Here is an 11,840-nt window from a genome sequence, read left to right as displayed (position 1 = left end):
GTCGATTACCTGAAGTGGGTCACGGCGGATCTGCACCAGACCCGCCAACGGCTCCAGGAAGCCGAATCCGGCCGCCACGAACCGGTGGCGATCGTCGGAATGGGATGCAGGTTCCCCGGCGACGTCCGGTCCCCGGAGGATCTGTGGGAGCTGCTCGCGGCGGGCCGCAGCGCGATCTCCGGCTTTCCTGCCGACCGAGGCTGGGACCTGGAGACTCTCGCCGGTGACGGAGAGGGCCGCAGCGCCACCCAGGAGGGCGGCTTTCTGCATGAGGCACCGGAGTTCGACCCGGGATTCTTCGGTATCTCGCCCCGCGAGGCGCTCGCCATGGATCCGCAGCAGCGGCTGCTCCTGGAGGTGTCCTGGGAGGCCTTCGAACGCACGGGCATCGATCCGACCACGCTGCGCGGCAGCAGGACCGGCGTTTTCGTCGGCACCAACGCCCAGGACTACGCCCATCTCGTCCTCGCCTCCCGCGACGACATGGGCGGCTACGCCAGCAACGGTCTCGCCGCGAGCGTCCTGTCCGGCAGGCTGTCCTTCGTCCTCGGGCTCGAAGGGCCCGCCGTCACACTCGATACGGCCTGCTCGTCGTCGCTGGTCACGCTCCATCTCGCCGCACAGGCCGTACGGAACGGCGAGTGCTCGCTGGCGCTGGCCGGCGGCGTGACGGTGATGGCGACCTCGGCGAGCTTCGCCGGATTCAGCGTCCAGGGCGGGCTGGCGGGCGACGGCCGGTGCAAGGCGTTCTCCGACGCGGCCGACGGCACCGCCTGGTCCGAGGGCGCCGGCATGCTGGTGGTCGAGCGGCTCTCGGACGCCCGGCGCAACGGGCACCCGGTGCTCGCGGTGCTGCGCGGCAGCGCCGTCAACCAGGACGGCGCGTCCAACGGTCTGAGCGCGCCCAACGGCCCTTCGCAGCAGCGGGTGATCCGCCAGGCCCTGGCCGGCGCCGGACTCTCGCCGGCCGATGTGGACGCCGTCGAGGCGCACGGTACGGGCACCACTCTGGGCGATCCGATCGAGGCGGGCGCCCTGCTCGCCACCTATGGCCAGGACCGCGATCCACGGCACCCGCTCCGGCTCGGCACGGTCAAGTCGAACATCGGGCACACCCAGGCGGCGGCCGGTGTCGCGGGTGTGATGAAGATGGTGCTGGCGCTCCGCAACGGTGTGCTGCCGCAGACGCTCCATGTGGACGCGCCGTCCTCGCATGTGGACTGGTCGGCCGGTGACGTACGGCTGCTGACGAAGGCGGTGGAGTGGCCCGAGAGCGAACGGGTGCGCCGGGCCGGTGTGTCCTCGTTCGGGATCAGCGGCACCAACGCGCATGTGATCGTGGAACAGGCGCCACCGGTGGACACCGAGGTGCCCACGGAGGACGGTCCCGAGCGGGCGCCCGACCTGGTACCGAAGGCCGTACCGTGGCCCGTCTCGGCCAGAAGCGCGGTCGCGCTCGACGCACAGCTCGACCGTATCCGTTCCTTCGCCGCCGCTCCGGCCGCGCCCGGTCCGCTCGACATCGGCTACTCGCTCGCCACGACTCGTTCCGCCTTCGAACACCGCGCGGTACTGCTGGCCCACGGTGACGGCGAGCCGCCGGTCGAGGCGGCGCGCGGTGTCACCGGCAAGGGCCCGCTGGCCGTACTGTTCTCCGGCCAGGGATCCCAGCGGCTCGGCATGGGACGGGAGCTGTATGCGCGCTTCCCTGTCTTCGCCGAGGCGCTCGACTCCGTACTGGCCCTGCTGGACGCCGAGTTGGAGCACCCGCTGCGCGAGGTGATCTGGGGCACGGACGCCGGGCCGCTCAACGACACCGGTTTCACCCAGCCCGCGCTGTTCGCCGTGGAGGTGGCGCTGTTCCGGCTGGTCGGTTCCTGGGGCGTCAAGGCGGACTTTCTGGCCGGGCACTCCATCGGCGAGATCACGGCCGCGCACGCGGCCGGAGTGTTCTCGCTCGCCGACGCCTGCAAGCTGGTTGCCGCGCGGGCCAGGCTGATGCGCGCGCTCCCGGCGGGCGGTGCGATGGTGGCGGTACGGGCCACCGAGGACGAGATCCTTCCGCTGCTGACCGACCGCGTCTCACTCGCGGCGGTCAACGGCCCGGACGCGGTGGTCGTCTCCGGCGCCGAGGAGGCGGTGGACAAGATCGTGGCACGGCTCGCCGCCCAGGGCCGCAAGACCACCCGGCTCCCGGTGAGCCACGCGTTCCACTCGCCGCTGATGGAGCCGATGCTGGACGAGTTCCGCGCCGTGGTGGCCGGGCTGGCCTTCGAGCGGCCCGCCGTACCCGTCATCTCGAACGTGACCGGCGCGCTCGCCTCGGCGGCCGAACTGGGCTCCGCCGACTACTGGGTCCGGCATGTCCGGGAGGCCGTACGGTTCGGCGACGGCGTACGGACACTGGCCGGGCGCGGAGTGCGGACCTTTCTGGAGCTGGGCCCGGACGGAGTGCTCTCCGCCCTCGTACCGGACTGTGCCGAAGATCCGGAGATCACCGCGATTCCCGTACTGCGCAAGGACCGGCCCGAGGAGACCACGGCTCTCGCCGCGCTCGCCGGGCTCCATGTCCGAGGTGTGCCGGTCGACTGGGCCGGACCGTTCTCCGGCACGGGCGCGCGCCGGGTGGAGCTGCCGACGTACGCGTTTCAGCGCGAGCGGTACTGGCCCACCATCAGGGCGGTGCCCGGCGATGCCTCGGGACTGGGCCTGGTCTCCGCCGGACATCCACTGCTCGGCGCCGCCGTGACGATCGCCGGTTCCGACGAGACCGTACTGACCGGCAGTCTCTCCGTACGCTCGCATCCCTGGCTGGCCGACCACCGGATCGCGGGCCGGACCGTACTGCCCGGTGCCGCTTTCGCCGAACTGGCGATCAGGGCCGGTGACCAGTCGGGACAGGACCGGGTGGCGGAACTGACGCTCCTGGAACCGCTCGTGCTGCCCGAGCGCGGCGCGGTCACCACACAGGTACGGATCGGCGCGGCCGACGAGTCGGGACACCGTACGGTCACGGTCCACTCCCGTCCCGCAGGCCAGGACGGACAAGTCGGACAGGGCGGGCGGGACGCATGGGAAGGCCAGGACGGCCAGGCCTGGACGATCCACGCGCGCGGTGTGCTCGCCTCGGCGGAGGAGCCGGCCGAGGAGAGCGGTTTTGACTCTGCCGAGTGGCCGCCGCGCGACGCGAAACCGGTCGAGCCGGCCGGACTGTACGAGCGGCTCACCGCCGCCGGACTCCGCCACGGTCCCGTCTTCCAGGGCCTCACCGGTCTCTGGCGGCGCGAGGGCGAGGTGTTCGCCGAGGTCGCGCTGCCCGCCGAGGCCGACGATGCCACGGCGTACGGTATCCATCCGGCGCTGCTGGACGCCGCGCTCCGGGCCGCGGGCGCACTCGACGCGGACGGCGCGGCGCCCACTCCCGTCCCGCTCGCGTGGCACGGACTCACCCTGCACGCCGGAGCGGCTACCGCCCTGCGCGTACGGATCAGCCCTGTCGACCAGGACACGGTGGCGCTGACCGCCGTCGACATGGCCGGTGCGCCGGTGCTCTCGGTGGACTCGCTGCTCCTCGGCCCGGTCTCCGGACAGCCGGAGCCCAAGTCCGCCGAGGGCGGCGGCGATCCGGGCGCGCTGTTCACTCTCGGCTGGGCGCCCGCCGCCGTGGCCGCGCCCGTCGGCGGCACCCGCTGGGCGGTCGTCGGCGCCGACGAACTCGACCTGGGCTATGCGATGCACCGCGCCGACGAGACCGTCAGCGCCTACGCCGAGTCCCTGACCGGCGCGATCGGCGACAGCGGCGTCGCGCCCGATGTCTTCCTGGTGCCCGTCGTCGGCGATCCCGCGCTGGACGGACCCGAGTCGGTGCGCGCGCTGACCTCCTGGGTGCTGGGACTGCTCCAGGAATGGCTGGACGATCCCCGGCTCGCGGGCTCGCGGATGGTTTTCGTCACACGCGGCGCCGTCGCCCTCGACGGCGAGGATGTCCAGGATCTCGCCGCCGCCGCGGTCTGGGGCCTCGTACGGTCCGCGCAGACGGAGAACCCGGGCAGCTTCCTGCTGGTCGACATGGACGACACCTTCCTGTCGGCCGGAGTGCTGCCCGGACTGCTCGCCCTGGACGAGCAGCAGATGGTCGTACGCGCCAACACCGTCCGCGTCGGACGGCTGACCAGACTCGCCGAGAGCGAGGCGGCTCCTGCGAGCGAAGGCGCGGTGAGTGCCCGGAACCGGGACGGGAACCTTGACGAGAACCGCGCCTGGAACCGTGACGGCACCGTACTGATCACGGGCGGTACGGGCGGTCTCGGCGGACAGCTCGCACGGCACCTCGTCGCGGAGCACGGCGTACGGCATCTGCTGCTGGCCAGTCGGCGCGGCCCGGACGCACCCGGCGCGGCGGAGCTGCTGGCCGATCTGGCAGAACAGGGCGCCGAGGCGCGTGCGGTCGCCTGTGACGTGGGCGACCGGGCGGCGGTCGCCGAGCTGCTCGCTGCCGTGCCCGCCGAGCATCCGCTGACCGCCGTGGTGCATACCGCCGGTGTGCTGGACGACGCACTGACCGGCTCGCTTACGCCGGAGCTGCTGGAGCGCGTCCTGCGGCCCAAGGCGGACGCCGCCTGGTATCTGCACGAGGCCACCCGGGAGCTGGATCTGTCCGCGTTCGTGCTGTACTCGTCCGTCTCCGGCGTGCTGGGCAGTCCGGGCCAGGGCAACTACGCCGCCGCCAACGCGTATCTGGACGCACTCGCCCTGCACCGCAGGAGCCAGGGACTGCCCGCGCTCTCCCTCGCGTGGGGGCCCTGGGGCCGGGGCAGCGGAATGACCAGCCATGTCAGCGAGGCCGATCTGGCCAGGATGGCCCGCGGCGGAATGCCGCCTCTCGCCCTCGCGCAGGGCCTGGCCCTCTTCGACGCCGCCACCGCGCGCGCCGCGACCACGCTCGTCCCGGCCAGGATCAATGTGGCGGGACTCCAGGCCCAGCAGGCGCTGCCCGCGCTCTGGCGCGAGCTGGTTCCCCGTACCCGGCGCGCGGCGGCGGCCGGCGACCGTTCGCCGGTTACTCTGCGGGAGCGGCTGCGGCAGCTCGGAGCGGCGGAGCAGGAGAGCCTGCTGATCGAGCTGGTCACCGGCTACACCGCGGCTCTGCTCGGCCACCGCGACGCGAGCGGCGTCGACGCCGAACGCAGCTTCCTGGAGCTGGGCTTCGACTCACTGGTCTCCGTCGGACTGCGCAACCAGCTCGCCGAGGCACTCGGACTGCGGCTGCCGAGCTCGGTGGTGTTCGACAACGAGACACCCGTCAAACTCGCCCGCTGGCTGCACGGCGAGCTCGCCGCGCAGCTGGCCCCGGGCTCGGGTACGGGCGTAGGTACGGGTACGGGCATGGGCCACGCGGTCGGCGGCGGCTCTGCCGCCGTGGCTCGGTCGGCCGCCCACCACGGCGACGAGACGCTGGAGGGCCTCTTCCACCGGGCGGTCCAGGGCGGAAAGCTTGTCGAGGCGATGCGGATGCTGGTCGCGGTCGCCAAGACCCGGCCGACCTTCGAGACGCCCGCCGATCTGGAGGAGCTGTCGGTCCCTGTCACTCTGGCCGAGGGCCCGAGCAGCCCGCGGCTGGTCTTCGTCAGCGCGCCGGGCGCCACCGGAGGTGTCCACCAGTACGCGCGTATCGCCGCCCACTTCCGCGGCAGGCGCCATGTCTCCGCGCTGCCGCTCATGGGATTCGCGCCCGGTGAACTGCTGCCCGCCACCAGCGAGGCCGCGGCGCGCGTGGTGGCGGAGAGCGCCCTGCACGCCAGCGACGGCGAGCCCTTCGTCCTGGTCGGGCACTCGACGGGCGGTTCGCTCGCCTATCTCGCCGCCGGAGTGCTGGAGGAGACCTGGGGGATCAAGCCCGAGGCCGTCGTCCTGCTGGACACCGCGAGCATCCGCTACCGCGCGGGCGAGGGCAACGACCTGGACAGGACCACTCAGTACTATCTGGCCGACATCGACTCGCCGTCGGTCACGCTGAACAGCGCCAGGCTCTCTGCGATGGCCCACTGGTTCATGGCGATGACCGACATCGAGACGGTGCCCACCACCGCTCCGACACTGCTGGTCCGGTGCACGCGGTCGTTCGACGGCTTCCTCTTCGACACCACATCGGTGCCCGCGGACGAGATCCGTGACATCGACGCCAACCATCTCTCCCTCGCCAAGGAGCACTCCGCGCTGACCGCGCGGGCGATCGAGGAGTGGCTCGGCACACTCCCGGCCATCGACATCTAGGGCCCGTCCGTCCGGCCCTGTCGTACCGGCAAGGCGCCGGGGCGGCCCGTACGGTCGTAAACCGACGGGCCGCCCCGGTTCGTGTGCCCGCCCGAACGGGACCAGGCGCGGCGCGCATATCGGCACCCACCGTCCCGAGGAGATTCCCATGACCGCATTCCCCGAACTGCCCTCGCTCCAGGCCGAGCAGCCGTCCGTCCTGAAGCTGAGCCCGCTCCTGCGCGACCTCCAGACCAGCGCTCCGGTCCGCAAGGTGCGTACGCCGGCGGGCGACGAAGGCTGGCTGGTGACCCGGCACGCCGAGCTCAAGGAGCTGCTCCACGACGAGCGGCTGGGACGCGCTCATCCGACGCCCGCCTCCGCGCCGCGCTATGTGCAGAACCCGTTCCTGGACATGCTCGTCTCTGACGACTTCGAGCTGGCGCGGAAGCTGCACACCGAGACCCGCGCGCTGCTCACGCCCAACTTCTCCGCCCGGCGCGTGCTCGATCTGATGCCGAAGGTCGAGGCCATCGCGGAAGGCGTACTGGAGAGCTTTCTCGCCCAGGGACCGCCCGCCGATCTGCACGGCGGATTCTCGCTGCCGTTCTCCCTGGCCGTCCTCTGTGAACTCATCGGTGTGCCCGCCGAGGACCACGGCCGGCTGGTCGCCCTGCTCTCGCGGATGGGCGGACTGGACGATCCGGACGGTGTCCAGGACGGACAGCAGGATCTCTTCGGCTATCTGGTGGAGCTGGCCGGCCGTAAACGGGCCGAGCCCGGTGACGATGTGATCTCCCGGCTCTGCGCGAGCGAGCCCTCGGACGAGCGCATCGGTCCCATCGCGGCCGGAGTGCTGTTCGCCGGTCTTGAGGCCGTCGCCAGCCATGTCGACCTGGGAATCGTGCTGTTCACCCTCTACCCCGACCAGCGCGGCGCGGCGCTCGGCGATCCCAGGCTGATGGCGGGAGCCGTGGAGGAGATCCTCCGCTCGGCCAAGGCAGGAGGATCGGTTCTGCCGCGCTACGCGGGCGAGGACGTCGAGATCGGCGGTGTGACCATACGCGCCGGTGATCTGGTGCTGCTGGACTTCACCCTGTCCAACTTCGACCGTCAGGTCTTCGACGAGCCGGAACTGTTCGACATCACGCGCTCGCCCAATCCGCATCTGACGTTCGGTCACGGGATGTGGCACTGTATCGGCGCACCGCTGGCCCGGATGCAGCTCAGAACGGCGTACACCCTGCTCTTCACACGTCTGCCCGGACTGCGTCTCGCGCTCCCGGTGGAGCGGCTCCAGGTGCTAGGCGGCCGGCTCTCCGCCGGTCTCACCGAGCTGCCGGTCACCTGGTAGCGAGCCACGGAAGCCCAGCGAGCCGCGGAAAGCCCGCAGCACGGAACACGGAGCACGGAGCACGGAGCACATACACACGGAACACGGCAGCACGTGAACGGGCTCTGCTCCCAACGCCGTTGGGAGCAGAGCCCGTTCCATGTGTACCGGACGGCCGCGCTCAGCCCTCCCGTACCGTGATCGCCTGCGACGGGCAGACGATGCCCGCCTGCCGCGCCGCGTCCCGCGCCGGCTCGTCCGCCGGCTCCTCCAGCACCATGACGATGCCGTGGTCGTCCTGGTCGAAGACATCGGGAGCCGACAGCACACACTGTCCGGCTCCCACACAGCGTTCGGTGTCCACGCTGATGCGCACCATCATTCCTCCGTCGATGACCAGCGGACGGGCAGCTCATGCAGCCCGAACAGCACTCCGTCGTACTTGAGCGACAGCTCCTCGACCGGCACCGCCAGCTCCAGCGTGGGGATCCGCGCGAACAGCGTCCGGTAGGCGATGTCCATCTCGACCCGGACCAGGTTCTGCCCGAGGCACTGGTGCACGCCGTACCCGAACGCCACATGCGAGCGCGCCGAGCGCTCGGGATCGAACTCGTCGGGCCGGTCGAAGACGGTCCCGTCATGGTTGGCCGCGGCGACCAGCGGCACGATGCCCTCGCCCGCCCGAATGAGCTGTCCGCCGATCTCCACATCCTCGACAGCGACCCGGAAGGCCACCAGATCGGCCACCGAGTAGTAGCGCAGCAGCTCCTCCACCGCGCGCTCGTCGCCGATCCACCGCGGATTGCTCAGCAGAGTGACCACACCGAGGCCGATGTTGTTCGCCGTCGTCTCATGGCCCGCGATCAGCAGCAGCATCGAGACGCCGGTCAGCTCCTGCCGGGAGATGGTGCCGTCGGCCAGCAGCCGGCTGATCAGATCGTCGCCGGGACGCCGCTGTTTGACGGTGATCAGCCGGTTGAGATAGCGCATCAGCGCCTTGGTCGCCGACTCCCGCTGCTCGTCCGTGGAGGTGAGCGTGACCAGCACCCGGGTCTTGGCCTCGAAGAAGTCCCGGTCCGCGTGCGGCACTCCGAGCAGATCGGAGATGACCAGCGACGGTACGGACAGCGCGAAGTCCGCGATCAGATCGGCCGTGTCGCCCGCCGCGAGCAGCGCGTCGATACGCTCGTCCACGATCCGCTGGATGGCGGGCCGCATCTCCCTGATCCGGCGCACGGTGAACTCGGGGATCAGCGTCTTGCGGAACCGGCCGTGCTCCGGCGGATCCAGCGCCACGAACCAGCCCGGCACCTGGTCCTGCGAGGGCACACCACCGGTCTTCGCCGCCCTCGGGAAGCCCGGATGAGAGGGATTGGAGCTGATCCTCGGATCGGTCAGTACGGTCCGTACGTCCTCGTGCCGGGTCACCAGCCAGACCGGGACACCGCTGGGCAGCGTCGAGCGGACCAGTCCGTCCGTGCTCCGGAAGTCCGCGTACTCCTGCGGTGGGAAGGGCCGGCCGGGCCGCCGCAGCGGAAAGGCGACCGGACATCTGTCGGTAGTCGTCATGTCTGGGATTCCTCCGAGGATCGGAACGTCCGGAGCCGTGACGTCCGGAGCCGTAACGTCCGGTGTCGTACGGAGAGGAGCGCCGCCGCGCGCCACGCGGGCCGACGCGGCACCGACGCGGTACTCACGCGGCGCCGTAGAACTTGCGGATCCTGCCGGTGATGAACTCCTGGTCCTGCGCCGTCAGTCCCGTATGGGTGGGCAGATAGAAGCCGTCCTCGCTGAACCGGCTGGCGTTCAGCGACGGCCAGTCGGCGTCGTAGTAGCCCGGCTGCCGGCTCATCGGCTTGAAGAACACGCGTGTCTCGATGCCCTCGGCCGCGAGGAAGTCCCGTAGCTCCTCCCGGCGTTCGGCGCGCAGGTCGTACATCCACAGCACATCGCGCGCCGGCATCGTGGTGATCCCGTCGATGCCGCGCAGACCCTCGTCGTAGCGCCGCTCGATCTCGCGGCGGGTCGCCAGGATCGTGTCGAGCTGCTCGGTCTGCGCCAGCGCCACCGCCGCCTGCATACTGGTCATCCGGAAGTTGTAGGCCAGCTTCTTGTGCAGAAAGCTGTGGTCCTTGGTGAAGGCCATCGCGCGCAGATGGGCCATCTGCTCGGCCAGCCGAGGGTCCTCGGTCAGACAGATACCGCCCTCGCCCGCCGTGATGATCTTGTTGGCGAAGAGCGAGAAGCAGGCGATGTCCCCGACCGGCCGGACCCCGTGCGCCTCGGCGGAGTCCTCCACCACCCGGAGGTTGTACTGAAGGGCGAGATCCATGATCGCGTCCATGTCGCAGCGGCGCCCGTAGATATGCACCGGGAGGATCACCTTGGTACGCGGGGTGATCTTCTCCTCGATCAGCGAGACATCGATATTGAGATCGTCGCCGCAGTCCACGAAGACGGGCGTCGCGCCCGTATAGGTCACCGCCCACGCGCTCGCGATCATCGTGAACTCGGGAACGATCACCTCGTCGCCGGGCCCGACGCCGAGCGCGCGCAGCGCCAGAGTGAGCGCGGTGGTGCCCGAGGAACAGGCGACGCCGTGCGCGACACCGTTGTACCGGGCGAACTCCTCCTCGAACCGGCGTACATACGGTCCCTGCGACGAGATCCAGCCGTCGCTGACGGCCTCCGTCACATAGTCGAGTTCCCGCCCGCCGAGCCAGGGCCTGGAAACCGGATGGGTGAATGACATGGAAAACCCCGATCAGTGGGTGGCGAGTGCCGGCAGGCCGAGCAGCAGATCCGCCGCGGTGCTCCGGCCGCCCGCCGCGCGCAGTAGCTCTCCGAAGTGCTCCGCGCGCTCGCGGAACGAGTCCTCGTCCAGCACGCGGGTGAGTTTGTCGAAGACATCGTCGGGATCGACGGTCTCCGGACGGTCGAGAGTGAGACTGACACCGAAGTCCTGGCCGCGGACCGCCTGGTCGTCGCAGTCCACCCACAACGGCCGCACCACCAGCGGCTTACCGAAGTACAGGCCCTCGTGATAGCCGTTGCCGCCGGCATGGGTGAAGAACACCTTGACGCTCGGATGGGCCAGGACATCGAGCTGTGAGGGAACCCAGCTCTCGATCCGCAGATTGTCCGGCAGCGTCTCCGGCGCGGGCAGCAACTCCTGCTGCTCCTTGGGGAGTTTCCACAGTACGGAGTGGCGCCCGGCCAGCCGCCGGGTGACCTCCACCAGCGCGCCGACCTGCTGCCGCGTCAGCCTGGTGATCGTACCGAACCCCATGTACACCACAGAGCCCTGCGCGGACAGCCAGTCGGAGAGGCCGTCGTCGTCCGGAGCCTGCGGCAGCGGCGGCACCATCGCGCCGACCAGCCGCATCTTCTCCGGCATGGGGAACGGATAGTCCAGCTCAGGCACCGAGTAGCAGAGCACCATCTCGGCATGGTCGATCCTGGCCATCATCTGGCGTGCCTCGGGCGCGATTCCCAGCTCCGCGCGGATCCGGTTGTCCTCCTCGACCACCTTCCGCATCGAGGAGGTCATGAACATCCCCAGCGTGCGCAGCCGGAAGAGCTGATTGGCCATCCGCTGCGTGAGGCTCATCTCCAGCGGCAGACCCGAGTGCGGCACCGGGAAGCCGCGCGGTGTGTACGACCTGGCGAACGGCACATGCGAGGTGAGTACATTGCTGGGCACGAACGGCACACCCAGCACGAACGGGATCTTCTTGGTGATGGCCAGCTCATGGCCGAACTGGCACATGCTCTCGATCACCATCAGCGCCGGCTTCACCTCGTCGACTATCGCCTCCAGCCGCCGGTACTTCTCCACCCGGGACTCCGGCGCGAACGAGTGCTTGATGACCGCGCGGTGCGCCTTGAACCGGGAGCGCTGCGTGACCTCGCGGTACGTCCTGTCGTCCCAGGTGACGGCCGACATCTGGGAGACGACATCACCGAGTGACGCGAACTCCACGGCCGTTCCCGCTTTGGCCGCCGCGATATCGTCACGCGCCTTTTCATCGGTCGAGAACCACAGATCCTCCACGCCGCGCCGTGACAATTCCTCCGCCAGCACGAGCAGCGGATTGAGAAGACCGCTTTCGGCATAGCTGACAAACAGGATCGGCCGCCGAATCGAGTCCATGGACAACACCCTTCGGAAGTGGCGGTCCGATGACTCGGCGCCACATGTACCCACTCGGCCGGTCGCCGGGTGGCCGCGCCGCGCGATCGGGCGGGACAGTTA

The 11,840-nt window shown here is 70.2% G+C and carries 6 protein-coding genes; 2 read left to right on the top strand and 4 right to left on the bottom strand.

Features of this window, described 5'->3' with window-relative positions:
* The first annotated feature begins 9 nt into the window (after positions 1-9).
* Positions 10-6,273: a type I polyketide synthase gene (locus ACFV6H_RS17645; protein ID WP_385543089.1), complete on the top strand. Its 6,264-nt coding sequence runs from the start codon at positions 10-12 to the stop codon at positions 6,271-6,273.
* Positions 6,274-6,421: 148 nt separating this feature from the next.
* The gene (locus ACFV6H_RS17640; protein ID WP_385542632.1) at positions 6,422-7,606 is read left to right on the top strand and encodes a cytochrome P450; all 1,185 of its coding nucleotides are present in this window, start codon (positions 6,422-6,424) and stop codon (positions 7,604-7,606) included.
* A gap of 160 nt (positions 7,607-7,766) precedes the next feature.
* On the opposite strand, the gene ACFV6H_RS17635 is transcribed toward ACFV6H_RS17640, so the two are convergent.
* The 4 genes from ACFV6H_RS17635 to ACFV6H_RS17620 all read right to left on the bottom strand — a co-directional run bounded on the left by ACFV6H_RS17635 (position 7,767) and on the right by ACFV6H_RS17620 (position 11,738).
* Positions 7,767-7,961: a ferredoxin gene (locus ACFV6H_RS17635; protein ID WP_384790876.1), complete on the bottom strand. Its 195-nt coding sequence runs from the start codon at positions 7,959-7,961 to the stop codon at positions 7,767-7,769.
* A 2-nt stretch (positions 7,962-7,963) separates the two neighbouring features.
* A complete protein-coding gene (locus ACFV6H_RS17630) occupies positions 7,964-9,154 on the bottom strand; it encodes a cytochrome P450 (protein ID WP_385542628.1) in 1,191 nt (396 codons plus the stop codon).
* Between the two features lie 124 nt (positions 9,155-9,278).
* Entirely contained in the window at positions 9,279-10,337 is a 1,059-nt protein-coding gene (locus ACFV6H_RS17625) for a DegT/DnrJ/EryC1/StrS family aminotransferase (protein WP_385542625.1), read from the bottom strand.
* A 12-nt stretch (positions 10,338-10,349) separates the two neighbouring features.
* Positions 10,350-11,738, bottom strand: coding sequence for a glycosyltransferase (locus ACFV6H_RS17620; RefSeq protein WP_385542622.1), 1,389 nt, complete (start codon positions 11,736-11,738; stop codon positions 10,350-10,352).
* Positions 11,739-11,840 lie beyond the last annotated feature (102 nt).

It is taken from the genome of Streptomyces sp. NPDC059743 (assembly GCF_042732975.1).
Taxonomy (GTDB): domain Bacteria; phylum Actinomycetota; class Actinomycetes; order Streptomycetales; family Streptomycetaceae; genus Streptomyces.
The sequence above is the reverse complement of the archived record's forward strand: the minus strand, read 5'-3'. Positions and strand labels throughout refer to the sequence as shown.

Coding starts and splice junctions, on each gene's coding strand:
- ACFV6H_RS17640 (WP_385542632.1), top strand. CDS start 6,422: ATGACCGCATTCCCCGAACTGCCCTCGCTCCAGGCCGAGCAGCCGTCC.
- ACFV6H_RS17630 (WP_385542628.1), bottom strand. CDS start 9,154: ATGACGACTACCGACAGATGTCCGGTCGCCTTTCCGCTGCGGCGGCCC.
- ACFV6H_RS17625 (WP_385542625.1), bottom strand. CDS start 10,337: ATGTCATTCACCCATCCGGTTTCCAGGCCCTGGCTCGGCGGGCGGGAA.
- ACFV6H_RS17620 (WP_385542622.1), bottom strand. CDS start 11,738: ATGGACTCGATTCGGCGGCCGATCCTGTTTGTCAGCTATGCCGAAAGC.